20 protein-coding genes and 2 tRNA genes are annotated in these 22428 nt (G+C 47.5%); 6 read left to right on the top strand and 16 right to left on the bottom strand.

The features are described 5' to 3' along the window. Positions 1-39 precede the first annotated feature (39 nt). From KVT36_RS00635 to KVT36_RS00620, 4 genes are all read right to left on the bottom strand, one after another. The gene (locus KVT36_RS00635; protein ID WP_217601574.1) at positions 40-648 is read right to left on the bottom strand and encodes a DinB family protein; all 609 of its coding nucleotides are present in this window, start codon (positions 646-648) and stop codon (positions 40-42) included. 144 nt (positions 649-792) lie between these two features. Beyond that, a complete protein-coding gene (gene aat, locus KVT36_RS00630) occupies positions 793-1419 on the bottom strand; it encodes a leucyl/phenylalanyl-tRNA--protein transferase (protein WP_217601573.1) in 627 nt (208 codons plus the stop codon). Positions 1420-1553: 134 nt separating this feature from the next. Beyond that, a complete protein-coding gene (locus KVT36_RS00625) occupies positions 1554-1862 on the bottom strand; it encodes an ATP-dependent Clp protease adaptor ClpS (protein WP_217601572.1) in 309 nt (102 codons plus the stop codon). A 137-nt stretch (positions 1863-1999) separates the two neighbouring features. Further along, a complete protein-coding gene (locus tag KVT36_RS00620; protein WP_217601571.1) occupies positions 2000-2152 on the bottom strand; it encodes a hypothetical protein in 153 nt (50 codons plus the stop codon). A gap of 319 nt (positions 2153-2471) precedes the next feature. Here KVT36_RS00620 and KVT36_RS00615 point away from each other — a divergent pair, with 319 nt between their 5' ends. Then, a complete protein-coding gene (locus KVT36_RS00615) occupies positions 2472-4637 on the top strand; it encodes a cation:proton antiporter (RefSeq protein ID WP_254639778.1) in 2166 nt (721 codons plus the stop codon). A gap of 6 nt (positions 4638-4643) precedes the next feature. Then, positions 4644-4997: a hypothetical protein gene (locus KVT36_RS00610; RefSeq protein ID WP_217601570.1), complete on the top strand. Its 354-nt coding sequence runs from the start codon at positions 4644-4646 to the stop codon at positions 4995-4997. Between the two features lie 86 nt (positions 4998-5083). Here KVT36_RS00610 and KVT36_RS00605 read toward each other — a convergent pair whose 3' ends face one another. From KVT36_RS00605 to mtaB, 8 genes are all read right to left on the bottom strand, one after another. Continuing rightward, positions 5084-5635, bottom strand: a complete 552-nt coding sequence (locus tag KVT36_RS00605) for a lipocalin family protein (RefSeq protein WP_217601569.1) — start codon at positions 5633-5635, stop codon at positions 5084-5086. A 192-nt stretch (positions 5636-5827) separates the two neighbouring features. Further along, positions 5828-5902 (bottom strand) — tRNA-Val (locus tag KVT36_RS00600). 139 nt (positions 5903-6041) lie between these two features. Continuing rightward, positions 6042-8609, bottom strand: a complete 2568-nt coding sequence (locus KVT36_RS00595; RefSeq protein WP_217601568.1) for a BamA/TamA family outer membrane protein — start codon at positions 8607-8609, stop codon at positions 6042-6044. 192 nt (positions 8610-8801) lie between these two features. After that, the gene (locus tag KVT36_RS00590; protein WP_217601567.1) at positions 8802-9134 is read right to left on the bottom strand and encodes a hypothetical protein; all 333 of its coding nucleotides are present in this window, start codon (positions 9132-9134) and stop codon (positions 8802-8804) included. 479 nt (positions 9135-9613) lie between these two features. Further along, positions 9614-9688 (bottom strand) — tRNA-Val (locus KVT36_RS00585). 83 nt (positions 9689-9771) lie between these two features. Further along, complete coding sequence (locus KVT36_RS00580; RefSeq protein WP_217601566.1) at positions 9772-10224, bottom strand: RES family NAD+ phosphorylase; 453 nt, start codon at positions 10222-10224, stop codon at positions 9772-9774. A gap of 6 nt (positions 10225-10230) precedes the next feature. Beyond that, complete coding sequence (locus KVT36_RS00575; RefSeq protein ID WP_089921091.1) at positions 10231-10647, bottom strand: antitoxin Xre/MbcA/ParS toxin-binding domain-containing protein; 417 nt, start codon at positions 10645-10647, stop codon at positions 10231-10233. Between the two features lie 93 nt (positions 10648-10740). Next, complete coding sequence (gene mtaB / locus KVT36_RS00570) at positions 10741-12018, bottom strand: tRNA (N(6)-L-threonylcarbamoyladenosine(37)-C(2))-methylthiotransferase MtaB (protein WP_217601565.1); 1278 nt, start codon at positions 12016-12018, stop codon at positions 10741-10743. A gap of 116 nt (positions 12019-12134) precedes the next feature. Here mtaB and KVT36_RS00565 point away from each other — a divergent pair, with 116 nt between their 5' ends. From KVT36_RS00565 to priA, 3 genes are all read left to right on the top strand, one after another. Continuing rightward, positions 12135-12560: a DUF4258 domain-containing protein gene (locus KVT36_RS00565; RefSeq protein ID WP_217601564.1), complete on the top strand. Its 426-nt coding sequence runs from the start codon at positions 12135-12137 to the stop codon at positions 12558-12560. Between the two features lie 134 nt (positions 12561-12694). Next, positions 12695-13468, top strand: coding sequence for a 1-acyl-sn-glycerol-3-phosphate acyltransferase (locus KVT36_RS00560; protein WP_217601563.1), 774 nt, complete (start codon positions 12695-12697; stop codon positions 13466-13468). 4 nt (positions 13469-13472) lie between these two features. Continuing rightward, entirely contained in the window at positions 13473-15917 is a 2445-nt protein-coding gene (priA, locus tag KVT36_RS00555) for a primosomal protein N' (protein WP_217601562.1), read from the top strand. Between the two features lie 90 nt (positions 15918-16007). Here the strand turns inward: priA and KVT36_RS00550 are convergent, their stop codons facing one another. Further along, complete coding sequence (locus KVT36_RS00550) at positions 16008-16676, bottom strand: NAD(P)H-binding protein (protein ID WP_217601561.1); 669 nt, start codon at positions 16674-16676, stop codon at positions 16008-16010. A 164-nt stretch (positions 16677-16840) separates the two neighbouring features. On the opposite strand from KVT36_RS00550, the gene murB reads away from it, so the two are divergent. Then, complete coding sequence (gene murB, locus KVT36_RS00545; RefSeq protein WP_217601560.1) at positions 16841-17857, top strand: UDP-N-acetylmuramate dehydrogenase; 1017 nt, start codon at positions 16841-16843, stop codon at positions 17855-17857. Here murB and KVT36_RS00540 read toward each other — a convergent pair whose 3' ends face one another. From KVT36_RS00540 to KVT36_RS00530, 3 genes are all read right to left on the bottom strand, one after another. Continuing rightward, positions 17858-18817: a YpdA family putative bacillithiol disulfide reductase gene (locus tag KVT36_RS00540; RefSeq protein WP_217601559.1), complete on the bottom strand. Its 960-nt coding sequence runs from the start codon at positions 18815-18817 to the stop codon at positions 17858-17860. 295 nt (positions 18818-19112) lie between these two features. Continuing rightward, entirely contained in the window at positions 19113-21563 is a 2451-nt protein-coding gene (locus KVT36_RS00535) for an ABC transporter permease (RefSeq protein ID WP_217601558.1), read from the bottom strand. 162 nt (positions 21564-21725) lie between these two features. Further along, the gene (locus KVT36_RS00530; RefSeq protein WP_217601557.1) at positions 21726-22421 is read right to left on the bottom strand and encodes a type 1 glutamine amidotransferase; all 696 of its coding nucleotides are present in this window, start codon (positions 22419-22421) and stop codon (positions 21726-21728) included. Positions 22422-22428: the final 7 nt, after the last annotated feature.

The raw sequence follows: 22428 nt of genomic DNA, 5'->3' as shown, positions 1-22428 counted from the left end.
ACTCCTTCAATACGATTATTAATTATTCATTCTTAATTATTAATTAGAGCGCGGAAATGCCGGATCAGCTTTCACTTCTTCAATCTGCTGCGTATGGCGGCCGCAATGGCCGGCAACAATTAACATGTACTGGTAGGCATCCATGTAACCCCGCGGGGAGGATATTACATGGCTGCGCATATCGTCATTAGTACCTTTAACATAGTTGATGATCTGATCACGCTGAGTGGTAAAAGCTTCTACGGCTGCAGAAGAGCTGGTATAGATGTCTTTAGGTTTCATTTCTTCTGCTGCCTGGGCTTTATGACTGCGGTCTGCCATCATTTTAATGAGCAGGGAATCTGTAACCTTTATTTCGCTGCGTTTTTCAGGGTTGGGTGGTTGTTTCATACTGGCCTGCTGTTGATCAAAAATGGCTTTTTCGACCTTAATAATATGTTCCATGCATTCGCTGACAGACCAGCGGTCGGGGGATGGTTTAAACTGCATCTGTGCATCGCTGAGGCCTGAAACATCGTTTAGCAGGGTGGTTTTGGTGCTTTGCAGCTGGTCCAGCAGAAAGGACTTATCATCCCGCGTTAATGCCGGCTGCTGAACAGTGAAGGCCGATAAGACCAGGATGGATACATACAGAGCGAACTTTTTCATTGGTGGTAAATTTAGGATGAGTGATGGGATTGTTCTAAGCGCATTTTAAATTACGCTTTTTTCCGGATTCATGTTGGTTTGTTGGCTATAGACAACGGTCTGCTGTCTACAGACGGCAGTTCATGGTCCATCGGCCATCAACCATTACTCAATCAACTCCAAAAACTCATCCCGGTTTATAAAACGTGCGCCTAAGGTGGCCAGGTGTTCTGTATGTACCTGGCAATCGACCAGGGTTAGGTCATTATGGGATTGTACGAATGTGATGAAAGCTGCTTTGGAGGCATTGCTTACATTGGCAAACATGGATTCGCCAAAGAAACAATTGCCCAGCCGTATGCCGTATAAACCGCCTACCAGCTTATCTTCCAGCCAGCATTCTACGGAGTGTGCGTATCCCTGCTCATGCAGCTGTATGTAAGCGCGTTCTATAGCATTGGTGATCCAGGTGCCATCCTGGCCTTTACGGGGAACACGGCGGCAGCCGCGGATCACGGCTGCAAAGTTTTGGTTGAAGGTAATACGGAAGACCTGCTTTTTGAGTATTTGCCGCATGCTGGCAGATACCTTGAGCTCTGAGGGGAATAATACAAAACGGGGATCAGGACTCCACCATAAAATAGGCGGCTCATTGTACCAGGGGAAAATGCCGGAACGGTAGGCCAGCAGCAGCCGCTCTGTTGAAAGATCGCCGCCCACGGCCAGCAGCCCGTCATCATCTGACAGGTGCACGGGTGGAAATACCAGCTCTTTTGTAAGGGAAAAAACCATGCGATTTTAGATATACGATATACGATTTTAGATTTTAATAAGATGTACTGCAATTAAATTTGAAGAATTTGAGGCAAATGCCATCATCCGCTCCCGTCAAATCTAAAATTGTAAATCTAAGATCGTAAATCAGCTCAGCCTTCCACGGCTTCTTCAACGGTGGCGCTGATGCCCCGGTCCAGGAGTGCTTCGCACATGGGGCGTAGTTGGGTAAATTCGCCATGTTTTACCGCATACTTACCGTTGTAGTGGATAAAAAGCGCGCATTGTTCCGCTTGTTCTGCGGAGTGTTCACATACTTCAATTAATGATTGTATCACCCAGTCAAAGGTATTTACATCATCATTCCACACAATAAGGCTAAAAGGGAACTGCTCATCTTCTGCGATGAGCACATCCTCTAATTCTTTTTTATATGTGCCGGTTTCGGTACGCTGACTCATGGTTTACTTCATGGCTTTGCGCAAAATTACAGTAATTATCGGGAAATACTAGGGGGCTGCACTATTACGAGAGGAACAGGCATTCGTCCAATGACCGGGTGCCGCAGGACAGGCATAAGCCGGCGGCAGGCGCCCAGCTATTTTCCCGCCACCTGGAACAGGTAGTCGGCCGGTCCGCTCTCTTCATTCTTGCCGTCAATAGCATTCAGCTGGTTGTCAGACAGAACAGAAACAGTTTTCTGTTGCAGATCTGATTTTTTAGCGTCGTCTTGGTTTTTTATGGGTTTCATGATTGTAAAGTTTAACGTTTTAATTTTTTTTCCTGCTCTGATCAGGAATTTTCGGATATCTCCTTTCTTACTCTGTTAAAGGTTTTCAGATGCTCTTTTTCTTAGCTAAGTTGTTGTGTGCTGTTAACGATGTAAAGATATGTTCAGCATAAGCCGTGTAAAACTATAATCCATCAACGTGTTTATCATTTATATCAAATCACAAATGAATGTCACAAGACCCTGAAGCGGGAGGTGGCAGGTGTGGGGTTCTCAGACATTTTTAATGTAATTGTGTACATAAAATGGAGTAATTTATGCCCGGAATAAATATAAGGCCATGATGACTGTATTGAAAGGAGGGGTTTTGTTGCTGGACATTAGCTTACCATTGAAAGATCCGGTGCCTATTTTTTCACTGGTACTGTTCATTATCCTGCTGGCCCCTATTATTCTGCGCAAGTTCCGCATACCCAGTATTATAGGCCTTATCATAGCCGGCATGGCCATTGGCGATCACGGCTTTAAGATCATAGAAAAAGGTAGCATAGACCTGTTTGGTAAGGCTGGTTTGTTATACATTATGTTCCTGGCCGGGCTGGAGCTGGACATGACGGAGTTCCGCAAGAACCGGCACCGCAGCCTGGTGTTTGGCGCGTTCACTTTCTTTATTCCTCTTATTTTAGGATACCTGGTTTGCACCTACTGGCTGCATTTTAATTTTATGGCCACACTGCTGGTGTCCAGCATGTTTGCCACGCATACGCTGGTAGCCTATCCATTAGCCAGCCGTTTGGGCATTACTAAAAATGAAGCAGTAACAGTGGCCGTAGGCGGCACCATTATAACGGATACGGCTGTATTATTAATACTGGCTATTATTACCGGCGCTGCTGCCGGCAACCTGAATACTTATTTCTGGATACGGCTGGGTGTATCGGTAACCGTATTTGCCACCATTATATTGTGGATCTTTCCAATGATAGGGCGCTGGTTCTTTAAAAAGATCAAGGACGATAAAACCTCGCACTTCATATTTGTATTAGCCCTCGTGTTCCTGGCCGGTTTTCTGGCGGAGCTGGCAGGGGTGGAGGGGATCATTGGCGCTTTCCTGGCCGGGCTGGCATTAAACCAGCTGATACCGCATACCTCTACATTAATGAACCGTATTGCTTTTGTCGGGAATGCGCTGTTCATTCCTTTCTTTTTGATCAGCGTAGGTATGATCGTAGACCTGCGGGTGCTGCTGAAGGGGCAGGAGGCATTGATCATTGCCGGTTCCCTGACTGTTATGGCCTTATTCAGCAAATGGCTGGCAGCCTTTTTTACACAGCTTTCTTTTGGCTACAGCACCCCGCAGCGGAATGTGATCTTTGGTTTAAGCAGCGCGCATGCCGCTGCCACCATTGCAGTGATATTGATAGGCTTTAACATGGGCATTATTAATGAGAATGTGCTGAACGGCACCGTGCTGCTTATTCTTGTTACCTGCCTGGTAAGCTCTTTTGTAACGGAAAATGCCGGCCGCCGCCTGGCTATAGTAGAAGCAGAGCGTAAACCGGAAACGGATGGCGCCCCGGAACGTATACTGGTGCCCGTATCCAACCCTGCGCGTATAGAATCCCTGCTGGATCTGGCAGTGATGATCAAAGACCCGGGATCCCAAACGCCGGTATACCCGCTGGCTGTGGTGCAGGATGATGAGGAAGCCAAAGAAAAGATCCATGTTACCAATAAAATGATGGAAGCTGCGGTCATGCATGCCGCTGCAACGGAAAGCCATGTGCAGTCTATTACGCGCGTGGATCTGAATGTAGCGGATGGTATTGCCCGTGCGGCCAAAGAATTGCTGATAACAGACGTGATCCTGGGCTGGACGGATAAGACCAGCACCACCGACCGGCTGTTTGGCTCCATATTCGGTACCACGCTGGATAACGTGCTGCAAAGCGTATGGGAAACCGTGTACGTATGCGATTTCCACCACCCCATGAACGCAGCAAAAAAAATGGTGCTGGTGCTGCCCCGCAATACAGAGTATGAAAAAGGTTTTGTGCATTACCTGCAAAAAATGCTGATACTGGCTAAACAGATCGGCGTACGCCTGGTGATCCATTGCCCTGAAAAAACCAAAGTGGCGGTGGAAACCTTTTTGCAGTACGCGAAGATCAGTATAGAAATAACCTTTAAGCCTATTGGCGCCACGGAGCTGGAAGATTTTCAGGCGCTTTCCAAAGAAGTAAGCAGCGGCGATCTGCTGGTGGTGGCCTCTGCCCGTAAAGGCACGCTATCGTACACTGCTTTCCAGGAGCATATTCCTGCCCGCCTGGGCCGCTACTTCCGCGATACGAATATTATCCTCATTTTCCCGGAACAGATTGAAATGGATTACCTGGAGGCCGGCGTGCAGCCGGAAGATCTTACCCTGGCGCCTATACAGGAGCAGCTGGCTAACCTGAATAAGCTGGGTAAGGCATTCAAACGTATCTTTAAAGGCAAAAAATAGCCGGTTATGCATTTTGAACACCGCTCACAGCCCCTGCTTCCCCGCCGTTTGTTTGTACGGCGCCTGCTGCGTTATGGCCTATTTTCCTTTTTAGTGATCATTTTCTCTATGCTTATAGGGATGGCCGGTTACCATTACCTGGCCCATTTAGGCTGGCTGGATGCGTACCTGAATGCCGCCATGATCCTTACCGGTATGGGCCCTGTAAACCCCATGGAATCTGCCGGGGCCAAGGTTTTTTCCGGTATTTACGCCATTTACAGCGGTGTCATATTCTTATCCGTAGTAGCTTTAATGTTCACCCCCATTGCCCACCGTTTCCTTCACATCTTTCACCTGGAGGGCGATAAGAAGAAATAACCCCGTTTTTCTTTAACACCATTATCCGGGGGTTGGTACGTCAAACTCATTTTTGCCAATCTGTTTTAACTTCCTTATTGTCATAATCATTCATCTGTGATCAGTTGATTCGTCCATACCAGCTGGTTGGTATCATAACCTAATGCCCTGGCTTGTTCCAGGTAGCTTTCTCTTATCTCTTGAGGCATCGTTTTTTCCCTCGACAGGAGCCAGAGATATTTTAAATTATTCCCCGCCACCAGCGCATAACGATATTCCGGATCGATTGCGATCACGTTATAACCTGCATAGAACGGACAAAAGAAAGAAACTTTCAGCCTTCCTTCCGAAAGCGCTCCAGCCGGTTTAGCCTTACCAATGCTTTGTCTCCACTCCTGATCTTTTACATTAAATCCCCGGTTATCAACGCGAATGGTTTCATCATCAATTAAAGAATAGGTGGCTGTAACGTGGTCAAGTCCCTTTTCAAATCTAAAATCCATTCTGGCAATTTCATACCAGGTACCAAGGTATTTTTTCTTGTCAAAGGGGGAGACTGCTTTTGCGCCACGTGGTATTGACACACGGGATGAAAGGGTTAAAGTGAATGCCGCCGCACCTGCTGCCAATCCCAGCATTAAATAAACTTTGTTTCTCATAGCTCATTATTTAGCCAACATATAAGAACCTTATTAAGGTAAAGGCAAGAATATTAACTGAATCAAACTTGATGCCGGGAGGAGGCAGGATAGTTGGGAGATCTCCGGCTAAAAGCCGGGCTGCGTGGAACCAGTTGGGAATTGCATAAAATAAAAAAGCCTCGCTAATTATAGCAAGGCTTTGTATTTGTGTGGGAGTTGACGGGTTCGAACCGCCGTCCCTCTGCTTGTAAGGCAGATGCACTGGACCAGCTGAGCTAAACCCCCCTTTTTGTTACTTTTCCATCACTTTTTGTTCGATGGGATTGCAAAGATATACTTTTTCTGATAATTACAAATTTTTAGTAAAAAATTATGGCGGACCTGTCTTCAAAAGAGCTCGCAAGCCACTGCCATTGCGCATCTATCAAAACCGGAACCCAGCAGAAAAATACGTTAACCTGCCTTCTTCCGAAGCGCCTACAGACACCTGCACAATAAACAGTTCTGCCGGGATAATATAAATGCCTCCGCCATAACCGTCATGCCATTTATCAGACTTTTCTCCCGGTTGCCATACACGTCCCACATCATTAAAACCGATCAATCCCACACTACCCGGTAACAGGTAAGAGGTAAAATCAAATAGTTTTAAGCGCAGCTCCAGGTTGTGATACACACCCGTTTTACCACTGAAGCGGTTGGTATGGAAGCCGCGCAGCATTTGCGCGCCGCCCAGCTGCATCAGCTGAAAATAAGCAGGATCGCCAAAGGTGGTACCGCCTGCAACACGGTTAGCCATCACCAGTGTAGAGTCGCCCAGCAGGCGTGTATAAAAACTAAATTCGGAAGTGAGCTTGCCGGAAGTGAGATGATCGCCATTTGTTTGCCGCAGGCCGGTGAGCACCGTGTTCCAGCTAAAACCTTTGTAAGGGGAGGTGGCATTATTACGGGTGTCCATCGTTACACCGGCTATCAGCCCGGCATACAGGCGGTCATCAAAAACATGCTGATCCGGGAAAGCAGTATTATATACACCCAGGAAACGGTGTGTATTATTGGCTTCCCGGCTGGTGTAAAACTGGCCGGCTATACCGGCGCTCACGGTGAAATATTTTCCCAGGTTACGGTATAATCTTACATCGCCATTGATCAGATCATAACGGTTACGGTAGTAGGAAATTTCTTTATCGCCTTCATCTACAAAAACAGATTCATTACCCAGTCCAAAGAAATTACCCAGGTTGTGAGGGCCCCTGGAAAGCACATTAATGCGCAGGTCATTCTTGCCGATCAGGTGTTTATAGTCAGCCAGGTACTGCAATATAAAAGACTGGCGGCCGGTAACATAGCTAACGATCAGCTGATGCTGCTGTGCGTAAGGCTCTTTACGGAAACCTTGTTTCTCAAACATCATGTTGGCCCGTAACATCAAACCCTGATCGGGATTGTATGTTGCAGAGAACAAGGGGCCAAGCCTGTCAAAGGTGAAGTTCCGCCGGTTGTAGCTGTTAACCGTGCTGTCATTGGATGTTTTAACCCGGGCATTAATATGCGCCGGTATATAGTTGTCTTTATCCGCGCGGTCATAAATGTATAACCGTCCTTTTTCCGGCATATGCTGCGCAACCAGGAAAGTATCCTTTCCACTGCCGCCTATCATACGGATACGGATGCGCGATCTTTCATTGCCTGTAACATTAAATATATCCCTGCCATCCAGCCCGTATAAACGTACTTCATCTGTAACAGCAGGATCAAACACTCTTTTAAATAAGGTGTCGGAGGTGGTGCCGTCCTTTTTTATTTTACAGATGGTTACATCCACATAACCATCCGGTTGCTTGCGGATGTCAAACAGCTCCTGTTTGTCAGATGCAGGAACATCCACATACCGGGAAATAAAACGGTAATATTTCAGCGCTGTTTTTTCCAGCCCGTTCCTGCGGGCAATGAATGTTTTAATAAGCTTTTCCCCGGATAGTTTAACGATGGTATCCGGCATCCTGTGTATGGCTTCGCTGATCAAGCTATCGGTAAGGGTAGTCTGTACATAACGGATCTGCTGCTGCCAGTCGGCTTCGCTCAGGCCATTTAAAAAATAGCGGTCAAAAAAACGTGCATTCAGGTTAAATCCATTTATATCCCGGATATTATCATGGTAGCCCTGGAACTTGGATTTTAACCATTGGTGAGAAACGATCCAGGGGAACATACCCGTGGTATTATAATATACCATATCCCGGTCGCGGGGCAGGGGTGTATAGTCAGTATTCTTTTTTTCTTTCTTTTTTGTCCAGCGCCACTGGTCTTCATGGCGGTCCCAGTCGCCCAGCAACATATCCAGCAGGCGGGCCCTCAGCACTATTTGCTGATCCACATGCACATCATTATCATCTTCCAGCTTGCGTTGCACTTTTTCCGTATTGTCGGTATCCTCTGCATCGGCGGGCGCTCTTTCTTCTATCAGGAAAACGGCATTGGCAAAGTCTTTCCGGTATTCGCCCAGGGCGGGATCATCCGGTATATACACAATCTGTGGATTGGCATGCGGGATACCCAATGCTGTAGCCAGCGGAGGTACGGTAAGGGCGGAATAAGGATGCGAGGTTACTACCTGGTCCTGCAAAATATCTTTGGTGACGGTGGCTCTCAGGTTCTTGGGGAGCGCTCTTTCGGGGTACTTCTGAATGGTACGCAATACCCATTCCTGGCCGCTGGCATCGCGCAGGCGTAAAGACCTGGTTTGCAAACCGCCGCCTTGCTGTAAAATAGTAAGCCCTCCTTTTTCCTTTGAAAGGTAGAATACTTTTAAAGTAACGGGCGCCGCCCATAACTTACGGTAGCTTTCACCAAAAAGCGTCCGGTGTAAGCCGCTCACGTTGTCATAGTTGGGAGCAATGGCTACCTGAATGCTGTCGCCGGCGGGCGTTTGCGCCTGCACTGTAACAGTAGCCAGTAAAGCCAGACTGGTAAAAATTTTACAAAAGCTCATTCGGTTGATTTCAGGGTGGTAACGGAGGGTCGTACGCTCGCATCTCCGTCCGGGACCTGAAGATAATAACAATGTTTATGCCGTGCACATGAGTGGGGGAAAGATTTAAGTTCATCTGATGGAGGAATATTCTTCAGGACTTCGGGGACCATGGCGCAACCGGGACGTTTTGGAGATGTAGGAAAGTGCCTGTTAATCCCATAAAGTACCGTCCAATCCCAATATGACCCCTATCCAAAGCACAAACATGAATACAATCAGGCTGAATATTAAGGTCACCGGTCTATTTATTTTTTTCTGAGAGCTCAATTGAGCCATCCAATAATAGAAAGCACCGCCAAGGAAGCCTGCCAGCGGAACAATTATTAAAGGTCTGATCATCCATAGCTTGCCCCATTCCGGCTTGGGATCCCTGGTTGTAAACACAAAAAATGAGATCAGTATTAAACCAACCCCTGCGCCAATCAGCATAGGCCGTTTAATGAAATTTGTTGATTGTGTCCTTAAATTGTTGTTCTGTGTCATGATAGCATGCTTTATAGGTTTTGATAGTGCAACTGTTCTTTAATAGTATCCCCGCTGGTGTTCCTTGTAAATATTCTTTCAGCCTGATAGTCATTTGTTTTTGGAACGTTGAATGTAACAACGATAGCGCCCTTGGTTTTTGGTGATAAAGTACTTTGTATTTCAAAGTTAGTTAAAAAGTGCTTTGTAATACAAAGTAGATGAAAATATTTTTCACTTATTTTATTTAAAGCGGCTTTTAGGCAGTAACGGCGCGCACATTAATGATTTAAAAGCTGATGCATGAAAATGGGGGGCGAAGCTGTTGGTACCTTGGGTAGGGGAGGGCCTCCATTAAGGTATGGAATGGTAGATCAGGTAACGAGTCTTTCAACCTGCTGTGTAGCTTCTTGAATGAAAAAGTGAATAGAAGCCGGAGTGCCTTGAAACAATGTATAAATGAAAAAGCCCTGCTAATGTAGCAAGGCTTTGTATTTGTGTGGGAGTTGACGGGTTCGAACCGCCGACCCTCTGCTTGTAAGGCAGATGCTCTGAACCAGCTGAGCTAAACTCCCTTTTCTATTCTCATCAACCTTTTGTTTGACGGGATTGCAAAGGTAAAAACTATTTTTATTTTGCCAAATTTTTCCTGGGCTCTTTATTTTTCTTTGATACGGCTGTCAAATTCAAACGGCTCGTTACCCAGGTGTTTGATCTTGCTAAAATCCTTATGAGCAGGATTTAATATATAATTCTGTTCCTCAGGTATAATTACAGAAGGTACCTGCAGTATGGCCGAAGTGCCGTCTTTTACCCATTCATCTCCTAAATTTTGCGTGTAAGGCATGCTGGCAAAATTATACCAGTGTAAGGGTAATACTTTTCTATCAATTACCGTGATCTTTAAATGATCAGGGATCTCAATTAACAGTGTTCTGAAATTGCCCTGCAATCCGCGGGAGCTCCGGTGCACCACATTTTCCAGGCAGGCCAGCGCTCTGGAGCCGGCTGTGTAGATCACCTTTATATCTTTGGAATTCCACCTGGCAGGGTTGCCGGAAGCAAGCAGTTTATCGGCGTAAGCCGCCAGGGTTATCCTGTAAACGATCATAATAGGTTAAGCAATGTCTCCGTATGCAATGCGGGTGAGTTCTTCTGCAATTAATTCAATACCGGTAATGGTATCCAGTAATTCTAAGGGTACCTGGTTCCCTAGTCCAAAGGAGGGTAAGGCCATCCATTTATTAAACTCGTCAACGTTACCAAATACCAGCGTGCCTTTATCGTAGAGTGCAAACAGCTTCAGCAGCTTCTCACTTACCGTAGCATCCAGCGGCGTGTTCTGCTCCTTGTATTTCGTAAAAGTTTTGATGGTTTTATTCAGTAATTGTTCTACCAGGTTGGCAGAAAATTGGGAGATCGTAATAAAGTCAAATACCGCTTCAGGTTTCAGCCCTTTTTTAGCGCTTAATAACAATGTAATATCGTTATCAAAAGAAGGTTCATATTTAGCCAGCACATTTCCTGTTCTCATAATACTTAGATTGTAAGTAAATATACGGAAATATTTCCGGAGAAAATGGAAATTTTTCTAAAGATGGGGTGAAACGTATTATATACCAGCCACTTATCTCAACTCCCAATCCACCAGCCCATTCACCCATTCTGCCCTATACGGGGTGGTTACCTTAATATAATTATCCGTATACCCTTCCATCATACCATCCTTCTGATGCTGTTCAAACAGCACTTTCCGGGTTTCGCCAATATGCTGTTCAGTGAAATACTGCATCTTTTTATGGCTCAGGTTACGCAGCATTTTATTACGCTCATGCCGCAGCGCTACCGGTACTACAGGAGTAATATCCACGGCAGGCGTGTTGGCGCGTTCAGAGTAAGTAAATACATGCAGGTAAGAAATATCCAGGTCGTGCAGGAAGTTATAGGTTTCCTGGAAATGTTCATTGCTTTCAGAAGGGAAACCCACAATCACATCCACACCAATACAGCAGTGCGGCATAAACTGTTTAATGAGCGCTACTTTTTCTGCATACAGCTCGCGGCGGTAGCGGCGGCGCATGAGGCCCAGTATATGATTGCTGCCGCTTTGCAAAGGAATATGAAAGTGCGGCATGAACTTGCGGCTGTTGGCTACAAATTCAATGATCTCGTTGCTCAGCAGGTTAGGCTCTATAGAAGAAATGCGGTAACGTTCAATCCCTTCCACTTCATCCAGCGCCTGTACCAGCTCGTAAAAAGTTTCTTCACGTTTCTTACCACCTTGCAGGCCTTTGCCAAAATCGCCCAGGTTTACACCAGTGAGCACAATTTCTTTTACACCATTGCCGGCCAGGGTACGGGCATGTTCCAGCACATTTTCCACACTGTCGCTGCGGCTTTTGCCGCGGGCCATGGGAATCGTACAAAAAGTACAGGTATAGTCGCAGCCGTCCTGCACTTTCAGGAAAGTGCGGGTACGGTCATGTAAAGAGTAAGAGGCATGAAAGGAGTTAACATCTTCAATATCACAGGAGCAAATGCGGGTGCTGTCGCCTTTGGTAAGTGTTTTCAGGTGTTCGGTGATATTGAACTTTTCCGCGGCACCCAGTACCAGGTCCACCCCTTCAATAGAAGCAATTTCCTGGGGCTTCAGCTGGGCGTAACAACCGGTTATTACCACCATGCTTTCCGGCGCGCGGCGCTGAATGCGCCTTACCAGCTGCCGGCATTCCTTATCCGCATTGTCGGTAACGGAGCAGGTGTTGATCACATATACATCGGCCAATCCGTCAAAATCCGTTTTCACAAAACCATCCTGTTCCAGCAACCTGCTCAGGGTAGAGGTTTCTGAAAAATTCAGCTTACAGCCCAGGGTATGAAAAGCCACTGTTTTTGCCTGTGTCATAAAGGAGGGCAAAGTTACGAACTTTTATTACTTGTTGTTTTACCAGATTTTGGGGCAAAAGCGGGAAAAAGCGTGTAAGTTTAATATATTGCTGACCTCATTACAATCCTGAATGCATGAAACCGGGGGCACTGCACAAATACTTCCCTGTACTGTTACTGGCCATTTTATTGGTCATTGCCTGGCGCTGGCAATGGTGGAGAAGTCCGCAAAAGTCCTCCACGGAAGGTCCGCCCATACCGGAAATGGTGGACGATGTACCGGAGTTTGACCGTACCGCGCGCCTGGAATATACCGTACATGCCCGCTGCCGGATGGAATGCCGCCATGTTACTGAAAAAGAGGTACAGGAGATCATGGCCCAGGGCCGTATTGACCTGGCTAAATCCAACCTGCACGACCACCCTTGTCCTACCTATGCGCTGGAAGGTTACTCCCACGAAGGCCAGCATTTGCGTATTGTCTTTGCACCCTGCGACGATGCTACCCGCGTTGTTACCTGCATTGACCTCGACAAACACTGGGTCTGTAACTGTGACTGATATGTAGATAAACATTTACGAATGAGAGATATACGGTATTCGTAATTTGTAATTTGATAATTCGTAGTTGAGAATTGGTAATTGTTGCTTAATTTTCAGGTTTGGTGTTCACCTAAACAGGGATCCGTGTTTTTATGAAATTGTTGCTAAGACCAATACAGGTAATATATGTGGTATACGCGTTGTTGGTATGGCTGGGGATCATGTTCCTCATCCTCCCGTTTATTGCCCTGGCATCCCTGCTGGGAAAAATAAAAGGAGGTAATATCACTTTTTATTTCCTGCGCCTGTGGGCACATCTCTGGTTTCCGCTGGTAGGTATATGGGTCAGTAAGATCCACGAGGATAATCATGAAAAAGGTACCTTCCTCTACGTGGTAAACCACCGTTCTTACCTGGATGCCTGTATTGCAGTAAAGGTGATGGGCTTACCTTTCCGCCCCCTGGGTAAAATTGAAATGAAAAAGATCCCCTTCTTTGGTTTCATTTATAAACAGTCAGTGGTGCTGGTAGACAGGTCCAGCGCAAAGGGCCGGTCCAACAGCGTGCGGGAAATGATGTATATGGTAAAGCAGAAAGTATCCGTGCTTATTTTCCCGGAAGGTACTACCAATGAAACGGATAAGCTGCTAACGCCTTTTCATAACGGCGCTTTTCGTATAGCCATTGAAACACAAACGCCTTTAAAGCCGGTGCTGTACCTTGACAGCGGTATCCGGTTCTCCAATAAAAAAATGCTGGATCTCTCACCAGGGCGCTGCAGGGTGTTATTCCTCCCATCCATACCAGTGGACGGGCTTACCATGGAAGACATACCTGCGCTGAAAGACAAAGTATTTAATATCATGTACACAGCCCTGAAGGAGCACTCCCAGTACCAGGATACGGTGCTGGAGCAGGCTATTTAGATCCATGAAATACGCAGATGTAATATTACCACTGGCCTTACCCAAAAATTATACGTACGCCATACCAGCCGGTATGGAAGATACCATACAGGCAGGCAGCCGCGTAGCCGTACAGCTGGGCCGCCAGAAAAAGTATGCCGGTATTGTAAAAGCAGTACACGGGCAGGCGCCATTGGATTATAAAACCAAACCGCTGTTGGACCTGCTGGATAAAGAACCTGTCGTATATCCGGCACAGTTATCCTTCTGGCAATGGATCGCATCTTATTACATGTGTACAGAAGGGGAGGTGCTGAATGCCGCCTTACCCGCCCATCTTAAACTTTCCAGCGAAACGATCTTATTATATAATGATGCCTTCGGCGATGATATGACCTCATTGGATGAAGATGAGTACCTGATAGCAGAAGCCCTGCTGATGCGCAAAGAGCTGCGTATTGGCGAAGTGCAGCTGATCCTGGACAAGGCCGATGTGTACAGCACCATTAAAAAGCTCATAGAAAAAAAGGTATGCCTGGTATTTGAAGAGCTGAAAGAAGCCTATAAAGAAAAGAAGGAAAGTTATGTGCAGCTGCACCCCGCTTACGAGCAGGAGGAGCAGCTGTCCGCCCTGTTCAATGAGCTGGGGCGTGCGCCCAAACAAATGGAGCTGCTGCTGGCTTACCTGCACCTGTTAAAAACACAGGGTGCGGTATTACAAAGCGAGCTGCTGAAAAAATCCGGCGCCAGCGCAGCACAGCTGAAAGGGCTGGTAGATAAAAATATTGTGTGGATAGAAAAACGGGTGGTAGACCGTGTGCCGGGCAGCAAGGCCGAGGCAAATATAGATTTTATCCTGAGCCCTGCGCAGGAAGCTGCTTTGCTGGCTGTGCGGCAAAGCTTTGAGCATAAGCCGGTGACCCTGCTGCACGGGGTAACCTCCAGCGGCAAAACCCAGGTATATGTAAAGCTGATAGAAGATTGTATTGCCACCGGCAAACAGGTGCTGTACCTGTTACCGGAAATAGCGCTTACTGCGCAGATCATCCGGCGTTTGCAAAAACACTTTGGCAATAAGATCGGCATTTACCATTCCCGCTTTAATAATAATGAAAGGGTAGAGATCTGGAACAAAGTAAAAAGCGGCGAGCTGCAGATAGTGCTGGGCGCCCGTTCCGGCATGCTGTTACCGTTCCGGGATATAGGCCTGATCATACTGGATGAGGAGCATGATGCCTCTTACAAACAACAGGATCCCGCACCCCGCTACCATGCCCGCGATGCGGCTATTTATTATGCCGGCTTGTTTGGAGCAAAGGTATTATTAGGCTCTGCTACGCCTTCACTGGAATCTTATTTTAATGCGCAGCAGGGCAAATATGGATTGGTTACCCTGGAAGAAAGGTTTGGCGGCATAGAAATGCCGTCTATTGAAATAGCAGACATTAAGCAGCCTACTGCTGAAAAGCAAATGCTGCACAACTTTACCCCCATGCTGGCCGATGCGGTTAAGCAAACCCTGGCCCTTGGCAAACAGGTGATCCTGTTCCAGAACCGGCGAGGCTATGCACCTTTCCTGTTATGTACTACCTGTGGCTGGATCCCGCATTGCAAGCAATGTGATGTATCGCTCACCTACCATCGCAACCAGGATAAGCTGCATTGCCATTACTGCGGTACGCAGTATCCTTACCTGTACACCTGTGCGGCCTGCGGCAGCCAAACGCTGATACCAAAAAGTTTTGGTACGGAAAAAATAGAGGAAGACCTGCAGCAGCTGTTCCCCGATGCCCGCATTGCCCGTATGGATGTGGATGCGGTGCGTAACAAGGACAGTCATAATAAAATGATCCAGCAATTGGAGCAACAGCGTATAGACATACTCGTGGGTACGCAGATGGTTGTAAAAGGGCTGGACTTCGATAACGTGAGCCTGGTAGGCATTCTGAGCGCAGACAGCCTGCTGAGCTACCCCGATTTCCGGGTAAATGAACGGGCTTTTCAGCTGATGGAGCAGGTGAGCGGCCGTGCAGGCCGTAAAAAAGATCAGGGCCGGGTAGTGATACAGGCCAATAATACGCGTCACCCCGTTTTACAATATGTAAGCCTGCATGATTATAAAGCCATGTATGAGGCAGAGATCGTGGAACGGCAGCGTTTTGGGTACCCGCCTTTTTTCCGTTTATTGAAAATTACCATCAAGCATAAGAAACAGCTGGTAGTGGAGCAGGCGGCGCAGATCCTGGGCAGCTGGCTGCAACCTCACCTGGGCCCACAGCTGGTAGGCCCTGCAGCCCCGCTGGTAAGCCGGGTGCGTAATAATTATTTGCAGGAAATGCTGATCAAGCTGCCACGCGATTCAAAAACCATCGCCCAAACCAAACAGCTGTTACGGGAGCATTTTGTAAAGCTGCAGGCAGAGAAGAAATTCCGGTCGGTTATTATTACTCCGGATGTAGACTGTGTTTAATGTGCAGATGTGCAAATATGCATATGTGCAAATATGCAAATAAGGCCCGGCATTCCATCTGCACATCTGCATATTTACTCATTTGCATATCTACAACGGTTCCCCCGCCATTTCCTTTATTGCATCTGATTCATAAACATGTGTGCCGTTCTCGCCCTTTACCCCTGCAGCTACCATTGCTTTAGCCACTGTGGATGCCCGGATGCCCCGGTACTTCTTCCATTTTCCCTGCAGCAAAAAATAAAACACCTGTACCAGGTATTGCGTAAACACATCGCCGGGGCGGGGCTCATCCCGCTTACCCAGCAATGCCGACGGGCGGAATATGTGCATGCTGTTAAAACCCAGTCGGGTTATGGCCTGTTCTGCCTCCCCTTTGGTACGCAGGTAAAAAAAGCGGGAGTTTACATTAGCCCCAATAGACGACATTAACAGGAACTGGTTAAATCCATGCCGTTTGGCCAGTGTGGCGCAACGCACGGGAATATTAAAATCCACCTCGCGGAACTGCTCCTTGCCGCCGGCTTTGCGTTTGGTGGTGCCAATGCAGCAAAACAGCACATCGCCCTGCAGGGCCGCCGCCAAACTTTCCTCATCTTCAAAATCCACGATAATGCTTTCCAGTCCGGGCCGTTGTTTCAGAGACGGTTTGCGCATCAGCACCTTTACCTTGTCAAAGGCGGGGTTGTGCAGCAGCAGGTTCACCAGGTGGCTGCCGGTAAGCCCGGTAGCGCCAATTACAATAGCTGTTTGAGGCATTGTTCTGTTAATTATCTTTGTCCGGGAAAAAAACTACCGGCAGCAGCCGTAGTTAATTATAGTCATTCTACTGCTGAACATTTACAAGTAACAGGCCAACAATTGGCATCATTTACCTGTAGGTTGCAGTCTTATTATAAAGTTAAGTCATTGAATTTTCACATATGCAGGTAGCAGAAAATGTTTTACTCCGGCCGTATAATACCTTTGGCATTGCCGCACAAGCCCGTTATTTTGCCCCGTTTGCTACCCTACAGCAGCTGCAGGAGATCCTGGAAGATGGCCGCTGGAAGGCCGTTCCCCGCATGATCCTGGGCGGCGGCAGCAATATTTTATTTACCCGGGATTTTGACGGGCTGCTCCTGAAAAATGAGCTGAAAGGTATTACCCTGGTACGGGAAGATGAGGAATATTTTTATGTAAAAGCCGGCGCCGGGGAAAACTGGCACCAGTTTGTACAGCACTGTATAACATATAATTATGCCGGGCTGGAGAACCTGTCCCTGATCCCCGGCAATGTAGGCGCCAGCCCCATGCAGAATATTGGCGCTTACGGCGTGGAAATAAAAGATCATTTTTATGAGCTGGAAGCCTTTCACCTGCACGACCGTACGCTGGTAACATTCAACAATGCAGACTGCGCATTCGGTTACCGGGAAAGTGTGTTTAAACACCAGTACAAAGGACAGTTCGTGATCCTGTCTGTTACGTACCGCCTGCGTAAACATCCGCAGTTCAATACCAGCTATGGTGCTATAGAACAGGAGCTGCAGCGGATGGAGGTAAAGGAGCCTTCTATACAGGCCATTAGTCAGGCGGTGATCAACATCCGCCGCTCCAAGCTGCCGGATCCGGCACAGATCGGCAATGCGGGCAGCTTCTTCAAAAACCCTACTATCAGCGCGGAACAATTTGCCGCTGTAAAACAGGCACATCCTGATATTGTAGCTTATCCGGCCGCCAACGGGCAGCATAAGCTGGCTGCCGGCTGGCTTATTGAGCAATGCGGCTGGAAAGGCTACCGCAAAGGCGATGCCGGCGTACACGCCAAACAGGCGCTGGTACTGGTAAATTACGGCAATGCCAAAGGCCAGGAGATCTACAGCTTATCCCAGGAAGTACTGGATAGTGTACACGAAAAATTTGGTGTAGAGCTGGAAAGAGAAGTGAATATTGTTTAATTACCCACAAATGTGGGTTATGATCTTCTCCGCATGGTCCCTAGAATTTTCAATAAACCATACATGCGTATCCATACCGCCGCAAACCACGCCGGCCAGGTACACCCGGGGCAGGTTGGTTTCCATGGTATCCGGGTTATAGGCAGGATATTTTTTCTCATCCTTCGATAATTCAATACCGGCATTTTCCAGGAAGCTGAAGTTCGGCTGGTAGCCCGTCATGGCAATCACATAATCATTTTCCACTGTTACCACACCATCCGGGGTAGAGATCTCTACTTCACCCGGCCGTATAGCTTTGATCACGGAATGGCAATGCGCTTTAATGGAACCTTCCTTAATTCGGTTCTCAATATCCGGTTTTAATCTGGCTATAACGCGGCTGGCAATACCGCTTTCGCGGATCACCATTGTTACATCTGCACCTTTGCGCCAGGTTTCCAAAGCCGCATCCACGGCTGAGTTATGGGCGCCTACTACAATCACGCGCTGCATGGCGTAAAAGTGAGGATCTTTATAATAGTGTCTTACTTTGGGCAGGTCTTCACCCGGCACGTTCATCAGGTTGGGAATATCATAAAAGCCGGTAGCAATCACCACATGCCGGGCATTGTAGGTATGCCGGGGAGTTTTTACCGTATAGGTATCTCCGTTAGGGCTAATGGCTTGCACTTCTTCAAACAGCTTTACGTGCAGCTCCCGGGAGGTAGCCACCCGCCGGTAATATTCCAGCGCTTCCGGGCGGGTAGGTTTTGCATTAATGGACATAAAGGGAATGCCGTCTATCTCCAGCCTTTCGGAGGTAGAAAAGAAGGTCATATTCAAAGGGTAATTATATAATGAATTAACCAGGCAGCCCTTTTCCAGTATTACATAGCTCAACCCCGCTTTTTTTGCCGCCAATCCGCAGGCCAGTCCTATAGGCCCTCCGCCGATGATGAGGATATCCAATGTTTCCATTAGACGAAATTACGAATTATCAGTTACGGATTATAGGCCCTCAATGATCCTCAATGGCCAGCAATCGCTCTGATCTCCGCGGCCCCCGTAGGTCCGGATAAACGGGCCTTTGCCCGGCGTGATACGCTTGACAATGCTTAACAGCAAACCATTGCTGATACGATGATAATAGCTAAATAGATTTCATAACAGGCGGGTGCAGCCCGTTTACTGGGCCTCCGGGAAGGCGATATTAGCAATACAGAAGGCCTTCAATCGCTCTGATTCCAAAGGCGCAGGTATCCTGAAACAGCAATCACTCCGCTTTCAGGCTTTTCGTTGGGTTCATAAGCGCCGCTCTGACAGATTGAAAGCTCACCGTAGCCAATGCGATGAACAAAGCGGCAACACCTGCCACCAGGAAGATCCACAAGCTGAAAGCTGCCCGGTCAACAAAACTCTGCAGCCATTTATTCATAACCCACCAGCCAAAAGGCGCGGCAATAACAAAGGCGATACCTACGAGCTTCATGAAATCGGCGGAGAGTAATCCAACAATACCCTGAACGCTTGCGCCCAGCACTTTGCGGATGCCGATCTCCTTCATTCTTTGTTCTGCAATAAATGTAGCCAGCCCGAATATGCCCAGGCAGGAAATGAGGATAGCCAATATGGAGAAGATCATCGCAATCTCGCCTACACGCTGTTCTGCGCGGTACATTTCATTAAAGGATTCATCCAGGAAACGATAGCTGAACGGCATGCCCGGCGCCATGGCCTTCCATTTACCTTGCACCTGTTCAACCAGGGTATTGATATTGGCCGTGCTCACTTTGAAAGATGCCAGCCCTGTGCTTCTATGCAGGGCAAAAATAAGAGGGCCTACGGCAGAGTGGAGGGATTCATAATTGAAATTCTTTACAAGCCCTACGATGGCGTGAGCGGTTGCCTTACCATCATCATTGATGGTATATATATTCTTTCCAACAGGATCTTTATAACCCAGGATCCGGGCCGTTGCTTCATTGATGATCCAGGAAGAGGAATCCATGCCAAAGCCGGGCGAGAAATTCCTTCCTTTCAGCAGTTTGATACCTATTGTTTCCAGGTAATCGCAATCAATGGCCCAGAACTGCGCGTTAAAGCTATTGGCCGCAGCAGCAACCGGATCTTTGAAAACATTCCACACGTTGCGGGAAGAATTGGATACCGGCAGAAAGGCGCTCAGGGTGCCGCTTTTTACGCCGGGCAGCTGCACCACCTGGTTTTTAAAAGCCTCCGCATTATTATCCAGCGCATCGGCGTTGTTGATAATGAGCACCTGTTCTTTATTGAATCCAAGGTCGCGGGTTTGAATGAAGCGAAGCTGCCTGTATACAACGAGCGTCCCGATGATCAGTATAATAGAAGTAGTGAACTGGAATACCACCAATGCGCTTCGCAGGCCACCGCTTTTTGTACCCATCCTCAATTTGCCTTTCAATACTTCGATCGGTTTAAACGCGGATAGAAAAAAGGCAGGGTAGCTGCCCGCAAGCAGGCCAACCACAAAGGGTAATGCCAGCAGCAGGGGTAAGATCACCGGCGAGAAAAGGCTTGCCATGCTCATGGACTTGGCCGCCGCTGAATTAAACAGGGGCAGGATTAGAAAGGCTATTCCAACAGCGATCAGTAAGGACAACAAAACCATCAGCGTAGACTCTGAGAGGAACTGCAGGATCAGCTCTTTCCGTTCAGTGCCCAGCACTTTGCGGATGCCTACTTCCCTGGCCCTTCCTGCGGAGCGGGCTGTAGTGAGATTCATGAAATTAATACAGGCTATGAACAGTATGAGCAGGGCCACGGCTGAGAAGATGGCCACGTATTGGATGCTGCCTGAAGGCCTCATCTCTTCGCCTGCCTGCCTGTCGGAATACAAATGGATGCGGGTAACAGGTGTTAGTATAAAATTGAACCTATTGCCGGTTTTCTCAAATTCTTCTATGCTGCTCATATTGAAATCCTTCAGCAGAGGGGTAAAATATTTCACGATATAGCTGTTCAGCTGTTTTTCAAAGACCTTTACACCCGGCCCCGGTTTCAGCACCAGGTAAGTATAAAAGTTGCTGTTGCCAACCTGTCCCCACTGATAATGCAGGCTTTTCATCGAGAACAGGATATTGAAATCAAAATGTGTGTTCCCGGGAATATCTTTGATAACCGCATTCACCTTATACGGAACATCCCTGCCATTCTCCTTTACGCTGAGCGTTTTTCCGGCAGCCTCTGTGGAACCAAAATATTTGACGGCGGTGGAAGCGGTTATCACCACGGTACCCGGCTCATTTAATGCAGTACGGAGATTGCCTTCAAGCGCAGGAAATTTAAAGACGTTAAAGAAGGTAGAATCCACATAGGCCGTATTGCTCTCTGTAATATATTCACTGCCTTTCCCTACCAGTTTGTTCGCCATACCGGGGTCATTACGGCTATAAAAGATGCGTGTATATTCCTCCACCTGGGGATAGTCATTTTTGAGCTTGGGCCCAATGGGATCCCCTATCTGGGCCATTCGCAGGTCCTCACCGCCCCAGCGGGCATTCATATCAATACGGTAAATGTTCCCTGCTTTGTCGTAATACTGGTCAAAGCTCAGCTCATCCATCACGTACAAAGCTATCAGCAGAAAACCGGACAGGCCAATGGCCAGTCCAACCATATTGATAATAGAGAACGTTTTGTCGCGTACAAGATTTCTCCAGGCAACTTTCAGGTAGTTTGAAAACATGACCAGGTGATTTTACAGGTAGATACCAGCTACTCCAAGCAGAATGCCTGTTTGTACGGTATTCATAATCAACAGGTTAATAATGGGGCCATGTCCGCTTTCAGTACAAACAATGTTCAGTTCCGGACGCTAAAAGCTAAAAGCTAACAGCTAATAGCAGCATTAAGCCTTCTGCATATATTCCAGTAATGCAAACATCAGCTCATTCGCTCCATCTGCCAGGGAGCTGCGGTCCGCTATAGCTTCCGCGCTTTGTACATACGGCGCAGGCACCAGCTCATCATCATCATGCTCCACCATTTTTAATACATCATTGCTGCGCACTTCCAGGTGAAATTGTAATCCTATTACCCTATCACCATATATAAATCCCTGGTTGGCGCAGGCTGCAGTGCTGGCAAAACGTGTGGCATTGGCCGGCAGGTCAAAGGTATCGCCATGCCAGTGGAACACGGTCAGCTCCGGTGGCAGAACATTAGCTAAAGCGCCGGTAGCATTGAATTGTACAGGAAACCAGCCTATCTCTTTTTCTTTATTGGGAAATACCTTAGCGCCCAGTGCAGCGGCAATCAGCTGTGAGCCCAGGCATATGCCCAGCACTTTTTTGCCCTGTTCTATAGCATCTGCAATGTATTGCTGCTCTGCCGGCAGCCATATATGCCGCTCTGTTTCATATACTCCCATAGGGCCGCCCATTACTATCAGCCAGTCAATAGATAGCAGGTCGGGTAATACAACGGTAGGCGCATGCCATTGGGTAACGGTAATGGTGTGGCCCTGCTGCCGCGCCCAATCTTCAATACAGCCTAATCCTTCAAAAGGGACATGCTCAAAATAGTGTATACGTAATGGTTGCATCCTGTAA

Source organism: Chitinophaga sp. GbtcB8 (assembly GCF_019091455.1).
Lineage (GTDB): Bacteria > Bacteroidota > Bacteroidia > Chitinophagales > Chitinophagaceae > Chitinophaga.
The sequence above is the reverse complement of the archived record's forward strand: the minus strand, read 5'-3'. Positions and strand labels throughout refer to the sequence as shown.

Excerpts from the sequence above, each read along its gene's own strand:
- KVT36_RS00635 (WP_217601574.1), bottom strand. The coding sequence starts at position 648 with ATGAAAAAGTTCGCTCTGTATGTATCCATCCTGGTCTTATCGGCCTTC.
- aat (WP_217601573.1), bottom strand. The coding sequence starts at position 1,419 with ATGGTTTTTTCCCTTACAAAAGAGCTGGTATTTCCACCCGTGCACCTG.
- KVT36_RS00625 (WP_217601572.1), bottom strand. The coding sequence starts at position 1,862 with ATGAGTCAGCGTACCGAAACCGGCACATATAAAAAAGAATTAGAGGAT.
- KVT36_RS00620 (WP_217601571.1), bottom strand. The coding sequence starts at position 2,152 with ATGAAACCCATAAAAAACCAAGACGACGCTAAAAAATCAGATCTGCAA.
- KVT36_RS00615 (WP_254639778.1), top strand. The coding sequence starts at position 2,472 with ATGATGACTGTATTGAAAGGAGGGGTTTTGTTGCTGGACATTAGCTTA.
- KVT36_RS00610 (WP_217601570.1), top strand. The coding sequence starts at position 4,644 with ATGCATTTTGAACACCGCTCACAGCCCCTGCTTCCCCGCCGTTTGTTT.
- KVT36_RS00605 (WP_217601569.1), bottom strand. The coding sequence starts at position 5,635 with ATGAGAAACAAAGTTTATTTAATGCTGGGATTGGCAGCAGGTGCGGCG.
- KVT36_RS00595 (WP_217601568.1), bottom strand. The coding sequence starts at position 8,609 with ATGAGCTTTTGTAAAATTTTTACCAGTCTGGCTTTACTGGCTACTGTT.
- KVT36_RS00590 (WP_217601567.1), bottom strand. The coding sequence starts at position 9,134 with ATGACACAGAACAACAATTTAAGGACACAATCAACAAATTTCATTAAA.
- KVT36_RS00580 (WP_217601566.1), bottom strand. The coding sequence starts at position 10,224 with ATGATCGTTTACAGGATAACCCTGGCGGCTTACGCCGATAAACTGCTT.
- KVT36_RS00575 (WP_089921091.1), bottom strand. The coding sequence starts at position 10,647 with ATGAGAACAGGAAATGTGCTGGCTAAATATGAACCTTCTTTTGATAAC.
- mtaB (WP_217601565.1), bottom strand. The coding sequence starts at position 12,018 with ATGACACAGGCAAAAACAGTGGCTTTTCATACCCTGGGCTGTAAGCTG.
- KVT36_RS00565 (WP_217601564.1), top strand. The coding sequence starts at position 12,135 with ATGAAACCGGGGGCACTGCACAAATACTTCCCTGTACTGTTACTGGCC.
- KVT36_RS00560 (WP_217601563.1), top strand. The coding sequence starts at position 12,695 with ATGAAATTGTTGCTAAGACCAATACAGGTAATATATGTGGTATACGCG.
- priA (WP_217601562.1), top strand. The coding sequence starts at position 13,473 with ATGAAATACGCAGATGTAATATTACCACTGGCCTTACCCAAAAATTAT.
- KVT36_RS00550 (WP_217601561.1), bottom strand. The coding sequence starts at position 16,676 with ATGCCTCAAACAGCTATTGTAATTGGCGCTACCGGGCTTACCGGCAGC.
- murB (WP_217601560.1), top strand. The coding sequence starts at position 16,841 with ATGCAGGTAGCAGAAAATGTTTTACTCCGGCCGTATAATACCTTTGGC.
- KVT36_RS00540 (WP_217601559.1), bottom strand. The coding sequence starts at position 18,817 with ATGGAAACATTGGATATCCTCATCATCGGCGGAGGGCCTATAGGACTG.
- KVT36_RS00535 (WP_217601558.1), bottom strand. The coding sequence starts at position 21,563 with ATGTTTTCAAACTACCTGAAAGTTGCCTGGAGAAATCTTGTACGCGAC.
- KVT36_RS00530 (WP_217601557.1), bottom strand. The coding sequence starts at position 22,421 with ATGCAACCATTACGTATACACTATTTTGAGCATGTCCCTTTTGAAGGA.